Raw genomic sequence first — 22005 nt, forward strand, 5'->3', positions numbered from 1 at the left:
TAGTCTGGCAGATTAGTGGCTGTATGAATAAATCTGTTCAGGGCAAAAATATAAAAGTACCAGCCAGGGTGTTGAAAAAATGATTGAGTGTCAAAATTCATCACTCTCACCGATCAGGCATTAAAGAGATCCACTATTGCCCTGGCTCCCTCCATTCCTCCTTCGTATTCGGGATTTACAGCCAGCCAAAGTTCTGTGGGCATAGAATCCCAATGCACCAGGGAAAGCCACGAAGGTCCTACCTCTGACACAGCGCCTATAACGCTGGTGTTAGGAATTCTATGCATAAAGTTTACTTCATCTATTTCCTGCATAATGGGAAATCTTGCTGCTATTGGCCCGAAGCTGCGATGGGTGATAGTGGTAAAGCCAGAAATATCCATAGCATCCACAAGGTAGATGTATCCATTTAGCGTGTAATAGTCCCTAATTGTGTCCTGCATAGCTGCAGCCTGAGCACAAACGTGTGTACAGATACACTGATTCCATCTTGCCCCGGTGCTGCTAGCTCCAGCCATTATTTCAACCTGTCTTATTGAGGTCACTGGTAAGTGCTTTTCAATCCCTTTTTTGAAAATGATTTCAGCAGGATTTGTATCAGCCCGAAAGACATAACCTGAAAAATAGCCTGTTGCTCCAAAGGATGCGGAACTTGCGGCAGGGGTATATTTGGAACCGGGTATTATCGTTGTATTCTGGAATTTTTCGGGATTGGTTAAACGTAAGATGTTGCCTTTCGAAAATATATCGAACCTGTCAGGGGGAGTAGATTTAGAGCGTGATTTAAACATAAACAGCACCTCTGTTATTACTCACTTTTCAAAGCCTGGTGACTCGAAAATCCTCTGCCGAATAAGCACTGGGGTGATTATGGAGGCCGTTATCCATTTCTCACCCCTGCCATCTTAACAAAGTAAAGCTAACCTGTTACAGGTTAAACCCCTTCCCTGAGGATGGCACGATAGCCAATATCGGTCCGGTTATAAACATCTTTCCACTGAACCTTTGCTACGCCTTCGTAAGCGGCCTTTTGCGCCGCTCCGGCAGACTCACCAAGCGCTGTTACACAAAGCACCCGGCCACCATTGGTCAGCACATCGTTGCCTTCCAGCTGGGTGCCTGCGTGGAATACTTTACAGCCGTCACCATTGGCATCGTCAATACCTGTGATCAGGTCGCCTTTGCGGTAATCGGCAGGATAGCCGCCAGCCGCCATAACAACACCCAAAGCCGTGCGTGAATCCCACTGGGGTTGCACTGCATCCAGTTCGCCTTTTGCTCCGGCAAGACACAGCTGGGCAAGGCTGGATTGTAAGCGCATCATGATCGGCTGAGTTTCCGGATCACCAAAACGACAGTTGTATTCCAGCACTTTGGGTGTCCCTTCTGCATCAATCATCAGACCAGCGTACAGGAAACCTTTGTAAACATTGCCTTCCGCCGCCATGCCTTCTACGGTCGGAATAATGACTTCTTTCATGGTGCGGTCATGGATGGCCCGGGTGACTACAGGAGCGGGTGAGTAAGCCCCCATGCCGCCGGTGTTCGGCCCCTGGTCGCCGTTGTCCCGGGCTTTGTGATCCTGGCTGGTAGCCATAGGCAGAATATTTTTGCCGTCGACCATCACGATAAAGCTGGCTTCTTCGCCAGTCAGAAACTCTTCAATCACTACCCGATGCCCGGCCTCGCCAAAGGCATTGCCCGCCAGCATATCATCGATAGCGGCAAAGGCTTCTTCTTCTGTTTGTGCCAGAATAACCCCTTTACCGGCTGCCAGGCCGTCTGCCTTAACAACAATCGGAGCGCCTTTCTCACGCACATAAGCTTTAGCGGGCTCGATGCTGGTAAAGTTCTGGTAGTCAGCGGTTGGAATCTTATGGCGGGCGAGAAAGTCTTTGGTAAACGCTTTGGAACCTTCAAGTTGCGCAGCAGCCTGTGTCGGGCCAAAGATGTTCAGGCTTTCTGCTTCGAAGCGATCAACAACACCTGCCACCAGGGGGGCTTCGGGCCCAACGATGGTCAGGTCAATGGCTTCTTCTTTGGCAAAAGCAACCAGCCTGTCCAGCTCCAGAACGCCGATACTGACATTGGTCATGCCGGGTTCAAGATGGGTTCCGGCATTGCCGGGAGCCACAAAAACCTGTTGTACGTTTTGATCCTGGGCCACCTTCCATGCCAGAGCATGTTCGCGGCCGCCGTTTCCGATGATCAGCACTTTCATGATTTGCCTGTCCTTCAGGTGCTTTGGGTAGAGTGTTCTACGAGACAATAGCTTATTCTTCAATGGCGCTCTTAATGGCGAAAGTGGCGAACGCCAGTGAACACCATAGCAATGCCTGCTTCGTTAGCCGCATCAATCACTTCCTGGTCACGCATGGAACCGCCGGGTTGAATCACTGCGGTAACACCGGTTTTGGCAGCTGCGTCAATGCCGTCACGGAACGGGAAGAAGGCATCGGATGCCATGACTGATCCGGGTACTTCCAGATTCTCGTCCGCTGCTTTTATGCCCGCGATTCTGGCACTGTATACACGACTCATCTGACCAGCGCCGACACCAATAGTCTGGCTGTTCTTAGCGTAAACGATGGCGTTGGATTTAACGAACTTACCGACTTTCCAGGCAAACAGCAGGTCTTTCAGCTCGGCTTCGGTGGGAGCGCGGTCTGTCACGACTTTCATGTTGGCGTGGGTAGTAACGAACTGGTCGCAATCCTGAACCAGCAGGCCGCCGCTAACACGCTTGAAGTCGAGGAACGGGGCTGGCTTTTCTGGGAAAGAGCCGCAGTTCAGCAGGCGTACATTCTTCTTTTGCGCAACAATGTTTCTGGCGGCTTCATCAATCGCAGGAGCGATAATCACTTCAACGAACTGACGGTCGATGATGGCTTTTGCGGTTTCAGCATCCAGCTTACGGTTGAAGGCGATGATGCCACCGAAAGCTGAGGTCGGGTCGGTAGCATAAGCCAGGTTGTAGGCATCGAGAATCGTATCAGCAACGGCTACACCACATGGGTTAGCGTGCTTGACGATCACGCAGGCTGGTTCTTCAAAGGTTTTAACGCATTCCAGGGCGGCGTCGGTATCAGCAATGTTGTTATAGGACAGCGCTTTGCCCTGAATTTGCTGAGCAGAGGCAATGGTTCCCGCAGGCGCGTTCTCTTCAACATAAAACGCTGCTTTCTGGTGAGGGTTCTCACCATAACGCATGTCCTGCGCTTTATGGAACTGGGTGTTAAACGTGCGCGGGAAATGAGCCTCTGCGTCGCTGTCGCTCTTGCTGAGAGGGTTGAGAGGGTTGACCAGCTTACCCAGGTAGTTGGCAATAGCGCCGTCGTAGTGGGCTGTGTGCTCAAAGGCTTTGACCGCCAGATCGAAACGGGTAGCGGCAGAGACGCCGTTGTCGTTGCTATCCATTTCTTCCAGAACCCGGCTGTAGTCGCTGGCGTTAACGACGATGGTCGTGTCCCGGTGGTTTTTGGCCGCAGAGCGCACCATGGTCGGGCCACCGATATCGATGTTTTCGATGGCCATGGGCAGGTCGCAGTCGTCACGGGCGATGGTCTGCTCGAAGGGATAAAGGTTCACAACCACCAGATCGATCGGGTTGATGCCGTGTTCTGCCATCACCGCCTCGTCCTGGCCACTGCGACCCAGAATGCCGCCGTGAACTTTCGGGTGCAGGGTTTTAACGCGGCCATCCATCATTTCAGGAAAACCGGTGTAACTGGAGATCTCAATGGCAGGGATGTTGTTTTCAATCAGCAGCTTATAGGTGCCGCCGGTGGAGAGGATTTCTACAGAACGCTGATGCAGCGCGCTGGCAAATTCTATAATACCGGATTTATCAGAAACGCTGATAAGAGCTCGACGAATAGGAGATACAGGGGAATCTACTGCCATCTTTCCTTTCTCTGAAATAGCCGCATGGAGCGACTAAAGGTTAGTGTTGCCTGTTAAGCTGGCAGATTTTAGCCGGAACGGCCTCTTTTTGCAGCAATTATTCTGAATAATCGTTCAAAAAAATTGAAGCAATGCCGGTCAAAGCTAATAGCTGCGACTGGCATAATAAAAAGGCGACTAAAAAGCCGCCTTTCGAAATAGCTTTGCTGGCTATCACAGCAAACCGTATTGTTTCAGCTTCTTGCGCAAAGTGCCACGGTTCAGGCCCAGCAGAATTGCAGCTTTGGTCTGGTTACCTTTTACGTAAGCCATTACCGTTTCCAGCAGAGGCGCTTCAACCTCGGACAGAACCATTTCGTATACGTCGGTCACTTCCTGGCCATCCAGGTGCGCGAAGTAATTGTTCATGGCTTTTTCAACGCTGTCACGCAGAGTCTGGCTTTCGCTCTCGACTTTGCCGACCAAATGGTGAGCGCCTGCATTCCTTTCTTCTACAAACACTTGTGTGGCTGTCATGCTGCTATGTCCTTTCCTTTACCCCTATCCTGAGCCTCGCTCTCCAGCGAGGTCTCTGAATGTCTGGTTGTGTTGGTTTCTAAAAAACTCTGAAAATACTCCAGTATGCAGTTTTGTTGTGTTTCTGCAGATTCCAGGCTGTTGAATTGCTTCTTCAGCCCGGAACCTGATGGCTTGGCCTGCAAATACCAGCCAACGTGTTTTCTCGCGATGCGCACGCCCTGATGTTCTCCGTAGAACTTATAAAGGGCGTTGAGGTGTCTGAGAAGGATTCGCTGCACTTCTTCCGCGGCAGGCTCTGGCAGTTTTTCACCCTGTTTCAGGTAGTGATTGATCTCCCTGAAAATCCAGGGCCGTCCCTGGGCTGCCCTGCCTACCATGACGGCATCTGCGCCGGTCCACTCAAACACTTGCTTCGCTTTTTCCGGCGTTGTTATGTCGCCATTGGCAATCACCGGGATATCCATAGCCTCACAAACGGTGCGGATAGTGTCGTACTCCGCCTCGCCTTTATACATACACTGTCGGGTTCTTCCATGTACGGAAAGCGCCTGTATGCCAGAATCCTGTGCCATTCGGGCAATATCCAGGGCATTTTTCTGCTCTGGACTCCAGCCGGTCCTGATTTTTAAGGTGACTGGAATATCGACTGCCGCTACCACCGACTGCAGTATCTGCCTGACCAGTTCCGGCTCTTTCATCAGAGCGGAGCCAGAGGCTTTATTGCATACTTTTTTGGCTGGACAGCCCATGTTGATGTCGATGATCTGCGCCCCCCGCTCCTGGTTGGCCCTGGCGGCTTCCGCCATCTGGGCGGGCTCGCTGCCGGCTATCTGCACGGAACGTGGTTCGTGTTCACCACTGTGGTCCATACGCAGCCTGGATTTTCTGGTATTCCAGAGCTTCGAGTTGCTGGTAACCATTTCGGATACCGCCATGCCTGCGCCCATCTCCAGACACAGCTGGCGGAATGGGCGATCCGTTACTCCTGCCATAGGTGCCAGAATAACGGGGTTCTCGATGGTGTACGGGCCAATCTTCAACAAAGGGATGCCTCTGACTACGAAAAACAACGAACAATCTTTCCATCATACTCTGTACAAAAAATGTACGAAAGTGGAGAAGTACGAAATTCCTCAGTCAGTCAGCCACTTCAGCTGCCTGACCATGAGAATATGCATAAAAGTCATATTTCAAAGGCTAATTTAATCACTGTGGAGGCAACTAAAGATAAATACTCTTTCGCTTTGGCATTTATATAGTGACTTATCTGGTGAAAACCTCAAGCCGTTGTCATTGAAATCTGACTAATTCTTGATCTAAATCAAGTACTTAATGGTCTAAGCGTTAAGTATCTACCAGTATTTATCTGTTGGGTGCGCAGGTATTTTCCAGCTTTTTACAGCGTTTTTCTCTTAAAGGTAAGGCGATAGTTCACTGCGTTCGGACCAGGGTCAAGCAGTTCAAGGCTTAGGCGAATCGCCTGATTGGCAGGCATTTCTCTGGTACCTGCCAGTTCTCCGCCCAGATACTCTTTCGGGCTGAAGGTTCGGCTGGCAACGGGCTGGTCGTGGAGGTTGGAAAACGTCAGTGACAGTTTTGGCCAGGGTTGGGGGTGGTCGGCTTTATTAATGATAACGGCGTCAACGATCATCATTTCGCTGATATCAGGATGAATGCGAACCAGCAGTTGGGAGCTCTGTATTTCGTTGATATCGACAACGGGTGGCAGGGTGCAGTTTACTGTTTTGCACAGCCATTGGTACCAGGGGCGAAGTGGCGGATCCAGAGACAGTTCATTTTTGTTGAACCATAGGTACTGAACAACGAGAGCCAGACAGGCAAAGAAGGCGGTGCTGCATTCAAACATTCGCTTTCTGCCGGCTTTTGGTCGGCGTGGTCGTTTCTCCTGACGAATGTCTAGCTGCTCTTTATCCAGATTGTTGAGTAATGAGTTTAAGGGCTGGTTGTTACCGCTTTGACTGCTTTTGGCGGGCGAAACAAGAGTGGATGCTGTCATGGTTTTTTCAGACAGTTTCTGCTCTGGAGACAGCGGGGGTGAAGGTGCAGTGCCTGCCTGCTGTTGTTCTGACGGGCTTATGGTGGTTTCTGGTGAGTCGATGCCTGCGTTAAAGACATGAAGGCAGGAGCCGCAGCGAACAGAGCCGCCGGCGGCGCGCAGTTGAGCCTGTGTGACACGAAAGGTTGTCTGGCATTTGGGGCAGCGGGTTGTGTTAACCCTTGAGGGCGTCATTTAGCGTATCAATTCCAGAGTGATAAAACAGTTACTCATGGGATTAGAGCAAAGAGCCGTTGACGAGTCCAGTGCAGCGACGTGATGTGCTGCACTGGCAGTGGAGAGATTAACGGCGGGTCCCAGTGACCAGAATCCAGTCATCATTGTGAACGACAGGTTCCAGATCAAACCATTCGGAGTAGGTCGTCACGATGCTGTCGGTCTGTTCAGACAAAATGCCTGACAGGGCGATTTTGCCACCCGGCTTCAGGTACGCAGCCAGAGTAGGTGCCAGTTGCACGAGCGGACCAGCAAGAATGTTGGCGAGGACGATATCGACGTTTTCCTGGGGTGCTTTTTCCGGCAGGAATACCTGTAATTTTTCCGGAGCAATGTTATTTCGCTCGGCATTGTCGATGGTGGCGGTCAGAGCCTGAGGGTCCAGGTCAACACCGGTTACGCGTTTAGCGCCCAGCAGCAGGGCGGCAATGGCGAGAATACCAGAGCCGCAGCCATAGTCGACAATGCTTTTCTCACACAGATCGCCCTGCTTTTCCAACCATTCAAGACATAACGCTGTGGTTGGATGAGTACCGGTTCCAAAAGCCAGGCCCGGGTCCAGCATCAGGTTAACAGAATCGGGTTCTGGTACTTCTTTCCAACTGGGGCAAACCCAGAGGCGGGTACCAAACTGCATGGGGACAAAGTGGGTCATCCATTCGCGCTCCCAGTCCTTGTCTTCCACAATTTCAATTTTGTGGTTCGGGAATGGCTCGCGTTGATACTGTTCCTTCAGAATGCTGACCACTTCATCCATATCGGTGTGGGCGTCAAACAGGCCAATAACGACAGTGTGGTGCCAGAGCGGGGTACTGCCTGGTGCTGGCTCAAACAGGGGCTGGTCTTTTCCGTCTTGCAGGGTAACGGCGCTGGCTCCGGCTTCAAGCAGCAGATCTTCCAGTTCTGTGGCGTGATCAGAATTGGTATCAAGTTTGATTTGTATCCAGGGCATGAGAAGAGAACTTGTAAAAAAGAGAAGAAAGGCAGAACAGAGATTCTGCGGAAAACGGGGGTAATTCTAGCAGGGTTGGCTTAAGGTCTGCACGAAAGACTTATACCCAGAGCGAACCCATCATTGAATCTCTGCGTGAATAAGTCTTTCGTACTCAGAACTGGCGAATCAGTCGTCTGCCAGTTTCTTTTCCAGATAGTGGATATTAACACCACCTTTCTGGAAATTGTTGTCGCGTACCAGTACCTGATGCAGCGGGATGTTGGTTCGGATACCTTCAATCACGGCTTCGTCGAGTGCATTCTGCATCCTTTTCAGGGCGGTCGCGCGATCCGGTCCAAAGGTGATCAGTTTGGCAATCAGCGAATCGTAATAAGGTGGTACGGTATAGCCGTTATACAGGTGAGAGTCCACGCGAACACCATTGCCGCCAGGTGCGTGAAACTGGGTTACTGTGCCGGGAGAGGGCATGAAGGTGGTCGGGTCCTCTGCGTTAATCCGGCATTCGAAGGCATGGCCTTGCAACACAATGTCGTCCTGGGTAACGCTCAGGGGATGTCCGCTGGCGATGCGGAGTTGTTCTTTGACAATATCGACACCAGAGATCAACTCGGTGACGGGATGCTCAACCTGAACACGGGTATTCATTTCAATGAAATAAAAGTGACCGTCTTCATAGAGGAATTCAAACGTCCCCGCACCCTTGTAGCCGATTTCAATACAGGCGCGGGTGCAGGCAGCTGCAACCGTTGCCCGGGCATCTTCGTCGATGTAGGGAGCGGGCGCTTCTTCGATCACTTTCTGATGGCGACGCTGCAGTGAACAGTCGCGGTCCCCCAGGTGGATTGCGCCACCCTGACCGTCAGCCAGCACCTGGAACTCAACGTGGCGAGGGTTCTGCAGGAATTTTTCCAGATAAACCGTATCGTTATTGAAAGCCGCCTTGGCTTCTGATTTGGTCAGGCTGATGCCGTTCAGCAGTTCGGATTCTTCATTAACCACACGCATGCCGCGACCACCGCCGCCACCGGACGCTTTGATAATAACGGGATAACCAATGCGACGGGCGATGGCAAGGGTGCGGTCGGTGTCGCTGGTCAGAGGACCATCGGAACCGGGAACCGTGGGTACGCCCGCCTGTTTCATGGCGGCGATAGCGGAAACCTTGTCCCCCATCAGGCGAATAACATCAGCGGATGGACCGATAAATGTGAAACCGCTGCGTTCCACCTGTTCGGCAAAATCAGCGTTTTCAGACAAGAAGCCATAACCCGGGTGAATAGCGGTGGCGTCCGTCACTTCGGCAGCGCTGATGATCGCCGGAATGTTCAGGTAGCTTTCGACCGGGCTGTTCGGGCCGATGCACACTGACTCGTCAGCCAGATGAACATGCATCAGGTCTTCATCGGCTTTGGAGTGGACTGCAACGGTTTTGACACCCAGCTCTTTGCAGGCTCGCAGCACCCTCAGGGCGATTTCACCCCGGTTGGCAATAACGATTTTATCCAGCATGGCATTACTCTCAGGAAATCGTGAATAATGGCTGGTCGTATTCAACGGCCTGGCCGTTTTCAACCAGAATGGCTTCAATGGTACCGGACTTGTCGGCTTTGATCTGGTTCATCATCTTCATAGCTTCGACGATGCACAGTACGTCGCCTTCCTTGACCTGCTGACCCACTTCCGCAAAGGCTGGAGAGCTGGGGGAAGGAGCTGTGTAGAAAGTGCCTACCATGGGGGATGTCACCTGGTGGCCGTTTGGCTGAGGCGCTACCGGGGCGGCGGTTTCAGCCACAGGCGCTGCGGCGGCGGGTGCTGGTGCCGCAGCAGCTACCGGGGCGGGCTGGGCAATATAGTTGGCAACCGGAGCATTCTGGGAGTAGCGGCTGATGCGGACGGACTCTTCCCCTTCATGAATTTCCAGCTCATCAATTCCGGATTCTTCCAGCAGCTCAATGAGCTTTTTTACTTTTCTGATATCCATGGTTTAATCTCAAATTCTGTTTGACAGCCTGTGTCAAGGGTTGAAAGGGGTACGAGTTGGACGGGATAGGCCCGGTCGATAGCTCGAATTCTTTGTTCTTGTTGGTCTTACTGTCGGGTTATTTGTTCAAGAGCGTAGCTCAGGGCCAGCTCATAACCTTTGGGCCCCAGTCCGGCAATAACGCCCTCGGCGATATCGCTGAAATAGGAATGATGTCGGAAAGGTTCACGGCGGTGGATATTAGAGAGATGCACTTCAATAAAGGGGATGGATACACCCAGGATTGCATCTCGAATAGCAACACTTGTATGGGTATAGGCAGCCGGGTTGATGATAATAAAATCAACACCTTTTTCACCGGCCTGGTGAATACGCTCAATCAGCTCGTGCTCGGCGTTACTCTGAAAGGTTTCCAGCTGATGCCCCTGGCTATCTGCCAGTGTGACCAGGTTCTGGTTAATCTGTTGCAAAGTCGTTGCGCCATAAACCCCCGGTTCGCGTTTTCCAAGCAGGTTCAGGTTTGGGCCGTTGAGTACAAGTATGCTTGCCATGTATTCCTCTCACAATCGCATTGCATTGCATTGTGCCGCAATGTTAGAAAATCGTCCAGTTCGCGCTTGTTACGGTGCGTTAATGACAGTTACGAAGCATTTCAGCTAATTTATTGCATGAATTTCACTCAGTTATCTGTTTTAACCTGCTATTGGTCTGATAGCAGTTTCTTTAGCTTGCTGGCCAGAGCCGGTGCCTGTATTTCCCCGAGTGTCCTGATATGACTTATTTCCTGACCTGAAGGATCAAAGAACAGCAGAGCCGGAGGGCCAAATAGCTGGTAGTTGTTCAGCCAGGTCTGGTGGTGCTCTGTATTATCGGTGATATCCAGTTTGAGCAGTTGCAGTTGTTCAAGCAGCGGGCGAACGTCTGGGTCAGGAAAAACAGTACGCTCCATCACTTTGCAGGACAGGCACCAGTCGGCATACACATCTACCATAACGGGCAGTTCCTGAAGGGTTGCTTGCTGTAGTAATTCGTTAAGCTCTGTAACTGAATGGGTTTTGGTAAAAACTAAACGGCTATTCGCAGGGGTGGTTGTAGAGGCGGGGTCTGTTGAAACGGTTGCTGCAAGTGGTTGTAAAGGGTCTGTGTTGCCCCTGGCGGCTCCCACTATAAGACAGCCGCCATAAACCAGAAAGATAATCCCCAGGGCCTGACTGGCTATTGCCCAGTTTTTTTTCGGTTGCAGGTTCATGGCTCCGAGTCTGACGCCGCACCCTGTAAACAGGCTTCCCCAGAGTAATAGAGTAACGGGGCCGGGGATAACCCGCTCCAGCATCCAGATCGCAACCGCCAGAAGCAGAAAACCGAAGAATATTTTAACGGAATCCATCCATTGTCCGGCTTTGGGCAGCAGGTGGCGCCCACCAATACCAATTAGCAACAATGGCAGCCCCATGCCCAACCCAAGGGCAAACAGGGATAACCCGCCCAGCAGGGCATCGCCGGTTGTTCCTATGTAGATCAGGGCTCCGGCCAGTGGCGCGGACACGCAGGGTGATACCACCAGAGCTGAGAGAACCCCCATCATCATTGCTCCGGACAGTTTGCCCTGGGACTGGTCAGAGTTACCCAGTTTATTGCGCAGTTTTTCCGGCAGCTGTAATTCATAGAGCCCAAACATGCTCAGAGCCAGCAGGACGAACAGCGCAGCAAAAGGGCCAAGCAGCCATGGGGATTGCAGTTTTGCCTGAAGGTTGAGGCTGGCACCAAAGAGCCCCATTAGCGTTCCGGCTACGGCAAACGTCAGTGACATACTCAGGATGTAAGTCAGAGTCAGACTGATGATCTTTGGGCGGGAAGCCGTTGAGTTGCCCACCAGAATGCTCGATAGAATAGGCACCATTGGCAGTACGCAGGGGGTGAATGTGAGGCCAATGCCTGCCAGCAGAAATAGCAGCAGTGAAGCGATAAAACCTTTTTCTGAAATGGTGGATTCATAGCTATTCATGTAGCTGTTTGAATCGTCATTTGAATCGCTGTCAGAAATGTCAGCAGACGTTAAATCCGATGTGCTAATGGTGCTGACTGGAACCAATGAACCGTCAGAGGTAGCCAGCGCCAGGGTTTGTGTGTGGGGGGGATAACAGAGACCCGCTTCAGCACAGCCCTGAAAGCGTACGTCAATTTCCGGTATTTCCTGAGAGCTGCTGACAGGCAGTTGTATGGTTATAGTCTGGTCAAAGACTTCCAGTACTTCTCCAAAGTTTTCATCAAACTTTTCTTTACCTGATGGCCAGGCTGGTTCTCCCAGTATTGTTTCAGAGTGCCGGGCAATGAAACTGAACCGCTTTTTATAAAGGTAATGGCCGGGAGTGACCGTGAAATGAATCAATGCCTGATTGTCACGGATTTCACCGGACAATTGAAAAGCTTCCTCGACAGGGATAAAGGCTTGTTGTCCTGCTTGTTGCCTTGATAGCGGCGAGCTGATTAACCCCTGTAACCCTTCAGCACGAGCAAGGTGGTTAAATAAAAACAGGCTCAGGAACAGAAATATTCCTGCGGCAGTACTGATTTTGATGATGGTTGTGGATGATTGTCCGGACATTCTGTATGGCTTTTTTGGTTCTGGTATTGGTTGTGGTGTCCCTGATTGTGGAAGTTAATATCCGGCTTGCAAGTTAGACTGCAAACCGGATTACATCAACCTTATACATCAATTTAGTCTTTCTTAGTCTTTATAGTTGGCAGCAGACTGCCTGATGACCTCAAAGGCAGCGTCACGACCTTTCCAGCCGTCAATTTTAACCCACTTCCCAGGTTCCAGATCTTTGTAATTTTCGAAGAAATGCTCGATTTGCTGTATCAGCAGGGGAGGCAGATCAGTGTATTCCTGCACATCCTGATAAATTGGGGTCAGCTTGTCGTGTGGGACGGCAATCAGCTTTTCATCCTGACCGCTTTCATCCGACATATTCAGCATACCTACTGCACGACAGCGAATTACAGAACCCGGAACCACCGGATAAGGTGTTACGACCAGAACATCCAGCGGGTCGCCATCGTCAGCCAGAGTTTGTGGAATATAGCCATAATTGGCCGGATAGAACATCGGGGTAGCCATAAAGCGGTCTACCATGAGGGCATCAATATCCTTGTTAATTTCGTACTTGATGGGTGACGCGTTGGCCGGAATTTCAATGGCAACGTAAATGTCTTCTGGGAGGCTTTTGCCTGCTGGAATGTTTGCGTAACTCATATTTTAAATCTTTTTCAGGCTTTTCAGGGCTAGTTAAAAACCGACATTATAATGCGCATTTGCGCAATAGTCTTCGTTATTCCATCCATTGCAGCAGATAGCGGCTGACAAGTGCTAACAAGAGGTTGAAACCATTGGCCAGTAATATCAGCACTACGATGCCCGACATCATGTATTCGGCCAGGGCCAGATTTCCAGCATTCATAAGGTAAAAGCCCACTCCGGAGGATGACCCCAGCATTTCTGCAGCCGTTAACAGAATGATGCCAATGGTGGTGGACAGGCGAATGCCCGTCAGAATATTGGGTAGCGCGGCTGGCAGCAGTATATGGCGAATTGTCTGGTAACGGGATAGCTGCAATGATTTACCCAGCTCTATCCACTTGTATTCAACATGATCCAGTGAGTTCCAGGTGTAAATAGCAGTGGGCAGGGCTACCCCCAGCGCAATCATGGCAAGGCGACTGCTTTCGCCAGTTCCCAGCCACATAACCAATAGAGGCAGCAAGGCAATTTTAGGCACTGCAAACAGGCTGGAAATCCAGGGAGAGAGTACTGAGCGGGTGATTGTAGAGAGATGTATTGCCAGGCCAGCCAGTAGTCCAAAAATAATACCGAAGGAGGCACTGGTCAGAAGACGAATAATGGAGGCCTGTATATGTTGCAGAAGTTCACCATGCAAAATTTCTTCAAACAGTGTTGTGCCAATGGTAAGAGGGGAAGGTAAAAAGGTGGTATTAATGAGGCTGGTGTCGCAGCCAGTCTGCCAGAGCAGGATAATGGCTGCTGTGGCAACCAGACACAGTAGTGATGAATGACCATGTGCTTTTGTTGGTGAATTCATTGCTGCACTGTTTCCAGAGTGCTGAGGATATCGACTTTGATGTTGGCAACCTCTTTTGACCGGTAGAAACTTTGCCAGTCTGTTGGCAGCTCTGGTACTTCCACCGAATGCTGAACAGATGTTGGACTGTTGCCCAGAATGAGTATTCGGTCGCTGAGAAACAGGGCTTCGTCAATGTTATGGGTTACCAGAACCATTGAGACCGGGTTAGTCTGACGCAGCTGGTGCAGTTCAATAATCAGTGCCTGCCGGGTGAAGTGATCAACTGCGGCGAATGGTTCATCAAGAAGCAGTAAATCTGGCTGGTTTATCAGAGCCCGCGCCAGGGCTACACGTTGTCGCATACCCCCTGATAAAGCGTGTGGATAACGATTGCTGACTTCCGGGATTTGCAGTTTTTCAAACAGGGTGGTGATTTGTTCTGTTTGGGCAGGGCGGGTTAATGATGACCGGGTAAGGGCAAGCCTGACATTGCCCATACAGGTTTGCCATGGCATCAGACGATCGTCCTGAAAGAGAATGGACGACTGACCTTTGATATGGATATTGCCGTTATCAGGTGTTAACAGCTGATGAATCAGTCGCAGTAACGTTGACTTTCCGCAGCCCGACTGCCCCAGAATGGCCAGAGATTCTGACCTTTTCAGTGTAAAGTTTACCTCGGCAAGAACCGGCTGGGTTGAGTAAGTAAACCCAAGATTAGAGATTTCAATGCAGTTTTCCATTATTAACCGGAGTTTTCTCAGGGTTGTTCAGCAGGCTTAATGCCAGCATATCGGCCAGGTTATAGTTTTTTTTCACCAGACCCTGTTGTTGATACCAGTTCAGGTTTTCCTGCATGGATGGAATGTCTGGCTGAGCATTTTGATCCAGATAAACGACCGCTTTGGGAAGTAGCCTTTCTGGAAGTTTGGGAGTCAGATACTGGTTGATCTGGGTTAACAGAGCCTGTTTTGCGTGATCATCATTGCCAGTAATAAGGGTGTCAAAATAGTCCTGGCTGGCTTTTTTATAAGCACTTAAAAAACGCGATATTTTATCGGGTTGTTTGTTTAGAGAGCCTGGGGAGGTGAAGACAACGCCCATTTGTCCGGGGTTATAGTCTGATACTCTGCCAATGATGTGCGCTTTGTTTTCGCTTGATAGTTTAAAGGCGACATGCGACATCATAATGATGCTGTCCACCTGACAGGAAACCAGTGCACTGATCATGGCGGGTACGGTTTGCAGTCGTATCAGGTGGTCATTTTCCAGTGTTTTCCCCTGACTTTGAGCCATTGCGCCATACCAGCGATGAAAGGTTGAGCCGGTTTGGGTGATGCCCATTTTGTGGTCAATGGTCATTTTCGGAGAGGTCAAGCCTTTTTCAAAGGCTGAATTACAGGCCAGGTAAGTGGCTCCGGGCCAACCTTTTTTTTCCTGATATTGACCGGCGATAATTTTCAGCTCACCTTTGCCTGCCAGATTATAAAAGCCAGCAGTCAGTGCTGTTACGCCAATATCAGCCTCTCCGGATGCGACGGCAAGAGCAACGTTCTGTGCGGCTCCGGCGTGTATAAAGTCAACATCGAGATTTTGTTCCGCAAAATAGCCCCTCTCTTTTGCAATAAAAACTGCGGCAGAGGAAAAAAATGGCAGTAATGAGACATTCAGGGAGTCTCGATGTGGTACAGGTGCAGCCAGTAACTGGAATGAGGCCAGCAGACCCAGCCACAGGGAGTGGAACATTTTCATGGCGTTGTCAGCCTTTTTATTCTGATCGTTAAAATTAAATTCAGGCAGCTCCAGGCTGACTCATGGTGAAGGCTTGCATCGGCAAGTATCAGCGGGGAGTAAAGCAGCAGAACAGGTAATTATCAAAAAATACCCCGAAACAAATAAACTAGACTTTATCAAATATATGAAAAGGAACTTTGGAATAAGCTTTTTATGGCATACCCACCAGATGGATCGGGTCGAACAGGTAGCCCGATTGGCGGTTCTTTGGAGCCGGAAAGAACCCAGCCGCCGGAAGTAGGGAGGCATCGCAGTAGCAGCGTTACCTCTACCCGTGGCAGAAGCGTTGTGGGCAGAGGGAAGGCTCCTGAGGTGAGTCGTCCACGCGGGCGGAATATCCATGAACGATCTGCAGAAAAATACAGTGACAGTTTTGATCCAGAGGGTTTTGAGGCGCTATCTGAAGATGAAGGTTTCGAATCTGGTGATCTGGATGAACTTCTGGACGAGCAATTAAGGAGGAAACATCCTGAAGGTGTAACCTCTGACAGGCCCCCGAGACAGCCCCGCCGGCATGATGACCAGCCTCCGACAGATACGCCCCCGGTTGGCGAAGAGCCTCCGGCCCCCGCAGGCAGGCGAAACGTTCAAATAACATCAACAGAGGAGGTTGATGGTGATCCTGACCATGAGAGGGAGCAGGAGATTGAGGCAGGGCTCGCTAAGCGTACTTCCTTTATAGATAAAATACCTTACAAAAAATACCTTACGGGCTCTGTTATCGGATCTGTTCTGATTGGCGTTGGGATGGCTACTTTTCCTGCGGGCGCTTTCCTTTACGCAACGGGAGCCATGATGTTGTCGATGTCCTTAGCCTTTATGTACAGCGATGATGGTCCCCGGGATGCCCCGCCTCCTCCACCTCCGGATTCAGGAAAGAAGAAAAAAGAGAATAATGGCAGTCAGCCGGATGAAACGCCTGAGCCTTCAGTACCAAAGAATGACTTTCTGGCGGTGGAAAATCCTGACTTCCAGAGTGCAGAGGCTCCAACGCTTGAGCAGGAAGAAGCTCAGCGGAGGATGAAGGAGTTATTGAAGAATAGGGGCAGGATAAACCCGGAGGATATTACCAGGCTTGAAGCAGAGCTGACGAGGGGCGATAGCAGTGAGCCACTTTCAGGCCGAATTGCCAAAATATTGGCTCCTGTATTGCGTGAAGCCGGGTTTGATTGCTCTGAAGCAGGGTGGCAGGCGGTATCAGGGGTTTGCAATGTTGCAAAAAGAATGATCGAGAATCCACAGATGCCAGCAGAAGAGTTAGCAGGTGCAATGTATGACAACACTCAGGAAATGCTCGATCACCTGCCGAATCTGAATAAAGATATGTTGGTGAACTATCGCGCAAGTGCCGTTGCTCTGATGCAGACTCCGGGTCTGCCAATGGGAGCAAAAACAGTTTTTAAAGCTCATATTGATGCTATTGATGATCGTCTGAACAGACTCAGAGCAGACGAAAAAAGGCAGCCGCCACCGGTTGCCAGGAAGCCATTGCGGCCTCAGGGGAAAGGTAAACTTTCAGAAGTTGAACTGGGTGAAAATCTGGGTTTGGGGCCGAATGATCATCTCAATTTAGAAAACTTAACGAACAGACGCCATTACTTCCTGTTGAAAGCGGAGCTGGTTAATAAAATAAATCAAAACTTTTCAGAAGATGAAGCCAACAAGATTCTGTTTGCTGCTTATGGTGTATTGTCTTCTTCAGACGGAATACCCGGAGCATTATTTATAGAACGGCTTAAACAGGACTCTGCTGTAGCTGCGAATCAGCAGGTGATTGATGAGATAGTGAGCGTTCAGAGGCGTTTCAAAAACCGAATAATATAGGAATTAAAAAAAAATAATTATAACTATTTGAGATTTCATACTGAAGTCTCAGTCATTTTTAGTATCGAATGGCAGGAGTAACCTAGATTAAAGGTAATGTGCAAAATTAATCCTTTGTACGAAATACAGGGAGTTCTTAACAGATGGCGGACGGGACACCGGCGGTAGATGGGACAGGCAATGGTGGGGGAGGTACTGGTGGTACCGGAACATTAACGGCACCTGTCACGATCAACGAAGGTAAAAAAAGCTCTCTCAGGGCTTCAGGTTTCAGTGACTCTCAGATAGAAGCCCTGATGGCTCTGGCTGATCCCGATGATCAGGGAAATTCGCTCACACCAACACACTTTTATGCTGTTGATAAATCGACACTCAACGCACTTAAATACGCTGGTGAACTGAATGAAGCGGCTAAACAAATTGTTTATGTTCAGACCCCTGTTTCAATGCTGAACCAGGTCAGCAACCCTGCAAACTGGCAAGGCGACAATTATATAGGACCTGGTGCAGCCACGATAAATGCCTATACCCTGGGTGAAAAAGTCGATTTTTCAAAACCTAGTCTGGATGCGCTTGTTATGTCGGTACTGACTGCCAGAGCCGATATTATTCAGGTACAACTTCGCGAGCAAATTGAATCGATTCAGGAAAAAAACAAAAAGTTAGAACTGGCGAATGAATGGCTGGTGAAGGCAAAAAATGAAAAAGCTAAAGCTTCTAAAAAAGGTACTACTGGTACGACCGAATTTACGGATGAATTTAAAAAGTTCTGGAATAGTTATGGAGCAGGTTTTTATGACGACAGTGATAATCATAACTCTACTCAATGGGACGTTAATATTGAGGGCCTGAAAAAAGAAATTGAGGCTTTGACCACTCAGTCCCAGCTGGAAACAACCAAATTGCAACAAACAATCAATAAATACAACCAGTCGTTCGAGATGTTGTCTAACTTTATAAATAAGTACTATCAATCCATAAGTACAATAATTCAGAATCTACGCTGATTTAATTCAGGGAGGAATGACGCGTGAATAATCAAAATATCGATCAGGTATCTGGTGAAGAAATGGAAGATATGCTCATGGAGTTTTTTGGCAAGGGGGGAACCTTTAAAGACCTGAAAAATATGAGTGAGGATGCAATGGAGGCTATTTACAGCGTTGCATACAATCTTTATCAGGGCGGTAAGTATGAGGAAGCCCAGAAGGTATTTCAGTTTCTTTGCTTTTATGACCACTTTAATCGCAAGTATTTTTTGGGTTTAGGTGCATGTCAGCAAATGCAAAAGCAATTTGAAAATGCGATTGAAATTTTTACCTTCGCACTGGTATTGGACGAACATGATCCTCGCCCAATGATTTACATAGGCGACTGCCATCTGGCGATGGGTGATAAGGAAAAAGCTAAACAGTCTTATGAATCAGCTATTGAATGGGCTTCTGAGTCTTCAGAGTACGACGCTGAGAAACAACGTGCTGCAGAAATGCTCGACAATTTAACGGATTCTGAACAAGGCGAATAACCTTCAGGGAGTAGTATCAATGAGTGGAATTAATACAAGTTCTGTAGGAAATACAGATCATACCAGGCTGGCTGGTTTGATTTCAGGGGAAACCGAGGTTCAGGAAGCTGAAAAACCTGTAGACAGAGGTTTCAGTGAAAAAAACTCGTACTCCAGAACTGAAGGCGATCAAAAAGATGCTGCCCCGGCTTCCCAAACTCCTAAACCGAATCTCGATAAACCCTCTGAGAAAGGTGAGTCAGAAAAAGCGACCACTGAGGCTTTAAAGGCGCATGAGCAGGATGAGAATACGCCAATGGCTGAAACGCTTGGCAAAAGCGTTGAGCAGTTCAGGAAAAAACCGTTGGCTAACCAGGTCTCGACCCTCCAGGGTAAAAAAGCTGAATTGCAAAAGATGGGGTTTAACGAAGCTCAAATTGACGGTATGACAGCCCTTGCAGACCCGGATGACCCCGATAACTCTCTATCATCCATGCACTCAGCCCCTGCACGTATGAAAGATTTATTTGCGGCTAATGGTCAGCCAAAACTCAACAAACTATACAATGCTTTTGATGATGTCTTAACTCGATTCTCGGCGATTGTAGAGATACCTGATGATTTGAAAAAAGGGATTCAGGATGATGTCACAAAGTTGATGCAAGCCGCTTTGAATAATAAGGACTTTCTGGATATTGATTCTGCGACAACACTGGTTACCAAGCTTCAGAGTCAGCTTCAAAACGAAAGAATAAAGTTTGATCAGGAAGCGATTAAACTGGGACAAATGAATAGAAGTGAAGCCAGTGACAAGCGAATCAGCCAGATCACAGAAGCTATCGAGAAAGCCAATAAGGCTAAGCAAAGCAGCTTCTTCGGAAAAATATTCGGCTTTATTGCAATGGCTGTAATGGCTGTTGCAGCGGTTGCAATGGTGGCTTCAGGAGTTGGTGCAGTCGCAGGAGGTATGATGTTTGCGGCTTTAGCGCTTACAGCCACAATGGTTATTTCATCAGAAACTAATAACTTTATGATGAAAATTTTTGGCGACGGTAAAGACGCGCAAATCGGGGCGATGGCTTTCTGGACGGGTCTTTCTATCGTGTTGTCTCTGGGGGCTGCAGGTGCAGCCAGTGGTTCTGCTAATGCAGCGTCCACTGCTTCTAAGGTAGCGGCTAATGCTGCGACCTCAGGTGCTGCCTCAGGTGCTTCAACTGGAGCGTCAGTGACTGCAACGGCTACTAATACGGCTTCCACGGCTGCTGCGACGACATCCAAAATGTCGGACATGATGAATAAGCTTAAGAAAATTGCCCAGGCGATACAGGGTGGTGCCACGATGGGGGACGGAAGCGCTCAGGCGGCATCTTCTACTTATAGCTATCAGGCAGAAAACCTTAAAGCAGACGCATTGGAAGAAAAAGCGTTCATGTTGAGAATTCAACAGCAGATTGATGATGCCATGGAAGGTATTCAAAGAGCGATAGATGAACTGCAGTCAGGTTACGGCGTTGCTGCCAACATCATTAAAGCTAACCATGATACGAAATCTACTCTTGCCCGTAATCTAAAAGCTTGAGTGATTCGTTCTTGAAAGGAGATCAGTTATGCAACAGGTAGGACAGACACTTTCGACCACTAACGTAGATTTATCTTCACAAGCCAATGCGTTACAGGGTACTGAAGATGTAGACAAGGTCGGCTCGGGCAATCTTGACGGAAAGCATATCAGCACCAGTCAAAAAGCAGATGAATCTAATGTACTTAAGGGGCAGGAAGCCAGAAGGCCGGATCTTGATCAGCCAGGGAATGTTAAATCAAATCATATGAACCAGGCCAGGAACAGCCTGGGTGAGCTGGGAGAAGTCACTGATGAAGCTCTGAAAAATACTCTTGAACTGGTTCGAAGCGCTAAGACAGGATCACTTTCCCGGGAGCAGATGGCTCAGTTAAAGGAATACAGTGAAATAATGCAGGAGACTGTTGGTTTCCTGAAGCTGATCAGCGGAAATAATACTTCCAGTCCGGAGGGTAAAAAATCAGTACTGGCTGCATTAGGCTTTAGTGAGCGACAGATGGATGCGTTAATGTCGCTGGCAAACCCTGATGATGCTGAAAACGCTCTTGAGTCGATGCATGGTGGGGCGCAAGCTTTGCAAGGCAAAAAAGACTCTCTCAAGAGTATGGGGTTCAGTGATGCTCAGGTTGATGCTTTGATGGCACTGGCAGACCCTGATGATGAAGGCAATGCTCTGGCTTCCATGCACCAGGCCGTTGGCAATAAAGCCAAACTGGGTGCCCTGGGCTTTAGTCAGGAACAAGCCGGGCGATTTCTGGCTTTGCTTCAAGGAAGTTCACAGGAAGTCTCTCAGCAGTTGCAAAATTGGCTGAAATCCGGGCTTAGTGAGGAGCAGGCAAATATCCTTAAAGCCTTTGCTGACCCGGCAAAGCTCCAAAACCTGAGCCTCCTGGCGCAAGACAGTAGTCAGGTAATCGATAAATTGAAACAAGCTATATCAGCCGCAAGCAGTCTGTTAAATGGACACTACCCGGGTGATACTATGGTAAAAGCGCTGGCTGATATCTTTCTGGTACTCGAACTTTTATTTAAGATGAGTGTCACCGGGCGCAAGATCGCCAGAGAGTCGAGAATTATTGCATACGACGCAGCCAAAGAATCAGTCCTTAGTCAGGCAGATGACATAAGGAAAGCAGGTTTTCATTCGCTGTTAGCGGGCACTGTGGGCGGCTCCATGAAAATCGCTTCGGGCGGTATCTCTATGGCCGGTGCGGCAAAAAGCACTAAAGTGGATACACCGGAAGGTGCTGATCTTAATACCAAGTCTCAAATGCAATCCACTGCAACCAACTCCCAGTTGCAGAAGACATCTGCTGTCGGAACCATGGTGGGGAGTACTGGTGAAACTGCAGGGGCAGGCTTTCAATATCAGGTTGCTCAGGAGCAGGCAGAGCAGAAAGAAGAAGAAGCCTTGCAGAAGACTCATGAAAATGCTGCAACCAGTGAGAGTGAGTGGATGCAGCTGCAGCAGGATATGGTTAAATCCACGCAAAATAGAACGGAAGAACTAATCCGGAGCGATAACGAGACATTCAAAAAACTCAATGTCTAGTGAAAGTGAATAAGCCAGT

Annotated in this window: 20 protein-coding genes; 5 read left to right on the top strand and 15 right to left on the bottom strand. The window is 49.3% G+C overall.

The window, feature by feature from the left end; all coding sequences use genetic code 11:
- Positions 1 to 113: 113 nt before the first annotated feature.
- From NX720_RS17650 to NX720_RS17720, 15 genes are all read right to left on the bottom strand, one after another.
- Positions 114 to 791: a hypothetical protein gene (locus NX720_RS17650; protein ID WP_262596332.1), complete on the bottom strand. Its 678-nt coding sequence runs from the start codon at positions 789 to 791 to the stop codon at positions 114 to 116.
- Positions 792 to 934: 143 nt separating this feature from the next.
- Entirely contained in the window at positions 935 to 2221 is a 1287-nt protein-coding gene (gene purD / locus NX720_RS17655) for a phosphoribosylamine--glycine ligase (protein WP_262601605.1), read from the bottom strand.
- Between the two features lie 71 nt (positions 2222 to 2292).
- Positions 2293 to 3903 carry a bifunctional phosphoribosylaminoimidazolecarboxamide formyltransferase/IMP cyclohydrolase gene (purH, locus tag NX720_RS17660; protein WP_262596334.1) on the bottom strand — a complete coding sequence of 537 codons (1611 nt, stop codon included), beginning with the start codon at positions 3901 to 3903 and terminating at the stop codon, positions 2293 to 2295.
- A 213-nt stretch (positions 3904 to 4116) separates the two neighbouring features.
- On the bottom strand, positions 4117 to 4419 hold the full coding sequence (fis, locus tag NX720_RS17665; RefSeq protein ID WP_262596336.1) for a DNA-binding transcriptional regulator Fis: 303 nt from the start codon (positions 4417 to 4419) through the stop codon (positions 4117 to 4119).
- Positions 4416 to 5465, bottom strand: a complete 1050-nt coding sequence (dusB, locus tag NX720_RS17670; RefSeq protein ID WP_262596338.1) for a tRNA dihydrouridine synthase DusB — start codon at positions 5463 to 5465, stop codon at positions 4416 to 4418. Before dusB ends, fis begins: the two co-directional genes overlap by 4 nt.
- 353 nt (positions 5466 to 5818) lie before the next feature.
- A complete protein-coding gene (locus NX720_RS17675) occupies positions 5819 to 6673 on the bottom strand; it encodes a DUF3426 domain-containing protein (RefSeq protein ID WP_262596340.1) in 855 nt (284 codons plus the stop codon).
- 109 nt (positions 6674 to 6782) lie between these two features.
- Complete coding sequence (gene prmA, locus NX720_RS17680; protein WP_262596342.1) at positions 6783 to 7667, bottom strand: 50S ribosomal protein L11 methyltransferase; 885 nt, start codon at positions 7665 to 7667, stop codon at positions 6783 to 6785.
- Between the two features lie 168 nt (positions 7668 to 7835).
- The gene (gene accC, locus NX720_RS17685) at positions 7836 to 9179 is read right to left on the bottom strand and encodes an acetyl-CoA carboxylase biotin carboxylase subunit (RefSeq protein ID WP_262596343.1); all 1344 of its coding nucleotides are present in this window, start codon (positions 9177 to 9179) and stop codon (positions 7836 to 7838) included.
- Positions 9180 to 9189: 10 nt separating this feature from the next.
- Positions 9190 to 9651, bottom strand: coding sequence for an acetyl-CoA carboxylase biotin carboxyl carrier protein (gene accB / locus NX720_RS17690; protein ID WP_262596345.1), 462 nt, complete (start codon positions 9649 to 9651; stop codon positions 9190 to 9192).
- Positions 9652 to 9758: 107 nt separating this feature from the next.
- A complete protein-coding gene (aroQ, locus tag NX720_RS17695) occupies positions 9759 to 10202 on the bottom strand; it encodes a type II 3-dehydroquinate dehydratase (RefSeq protein WP_262596347.1) in 444 nt (147 codons plus the stop codon).
- Positions 10203 to 10351: 149 nt separating this feature from the next.
- Entirely contained in the window at positions 10352 to 12256 is a 1905-nt protein-coding gene (dsbD, locus tag NX720_RS17700; RefSeq protein ID WP_262596349.1) for a protein-disulfide reductase DsbD, read from the bottom strand.
- 123 nt (positions 12257 to 12379) lie between these two features.
- Positions 12380 to 12907, bottom strand: coding sequence for an inorganic diphosphatase (ppa, locus tag NX720_RS17705; protein ID WP_262596350.1), 528 nt, complete (start codon positions 12905 to 12907; stop codon positions 12380 to 12382).
- 76 nt (positions 12908 to 12983) lie between these two features.
- The gene (locus NX720_RS17710) at positions 12984 to 13751 is read right to left on the bottom strand and encodes an ABC transporter permease (protein ID WP_262596351.1); all 768 of its coding nucleotides are present in this window, start codon (positions 13749 to 13751) and stop codon (positions 12984 to 12986) included.
- On the bottom strand, positions 13748 to 14476 hold the full coding sequence (locus tag NX720_RS17715) for an ABC transporter ATP-binding protein (RefSeq protein WP_262596352.1): 729 nt from the start codon (positions 14474 to 14476) through the stop codon (positions 13748 to 13750). Before NX720_RS17715 ends, NX720_RS17710 begins: the two co-directional genes overlap by 4 nt.
- Positions 14460 to 15485: an ABC transporter substrate-binding protein gene (locus tag NX720_RS17720; protein WP_262596353.1), complete on the bottom strand. Its 1026-nt coding sequence runs from the start codon at positions 15483 to 15485 to the stop codon at positions 14460 to 14462. Before NX720_RS17720 ends, NX720_RS17715 begins: the two co-directional genes overlap by 17 nt.
- Positions 15486 to 15680: 195 nt before the next feature.
- Between NX720_RS17720 and NX720_RS17725 the strand changes: the two genes are divergently transcribed.
- The 5 genes from NX720_RS17725 to NX720_RS17745 all read left to right on the top strand — a co-directional run bounded on the left by NX720_RS17725 (position 15681) and on the right by NX720_RS17745 (position 21986).
- Complete coding sequence (locus NX720_RS17725; protein ID WP_262596355.1) at positions 15681 to 17351, top strand: hypothetical protein; 1671 nt, start codon at positions 15681 to 15683, stop codon at positions 17349 to 17351.
- Between the two features lie 296 nt (positions 17352 to 17647).
- Positions 17648 to 18358, top strand: a complete 711-nt coding sequence (locus tag NX720_RS17730) for a hypothetical protein (protein ID WP_262596356.1) — start codon at positions 17648 to 17650, stop codon at positions 18356 to 18358.
- Between the two features lie 23 nt (positions 18359 to 18381).
- Entirely contained in the window at positions 18382 to 18876 is a 495-nt protein-coding gene (locus NX720_RS17735) for a SycD/LcrH family type III secretion system chaperone (RefSeq protein ID WP_262596359.1), read from the top strand.
- A gap of 295 nt (positions 18877 to 19171) precedes the next feature.
- Positions 19172 to 20434: a type III secretion system translocon subunit SctE gene (gene sctE / locus NX720_RS17740; RefSeq protein ID WP_262596361.1), complete on the top strand. Its 1263-nt coding sequence runs from the start codon at positions 19172 to 19174 to the stop codon at positions 20432 to 20434.
- A 28-nt stretch (positions 20435 to 20462) separates the two neighbouring features.
- Entirely contained in the window at positions 20463 to 21986 is a 1524-nt protein-coding gene (locus NX720_RS17745) for a hypothetical protein (RefSeq protein WP_262596362.1), read from the top strand.
- The last annotated feature ends 19 nt before the right edge of the window (positions 21987 to 22005 follow it).

It is taken from the genome of Endozoicomonas euniceicola (assembly GCF_025562755.1).
Taxonomy (GTDB): Bacteria; Pseudomonadota; Gammaproteobacteria; order Pseudomonadales; family Endozoicomonadaceae; genus Endozoicomonas_A; species Endozoicomonas_A euniceicola.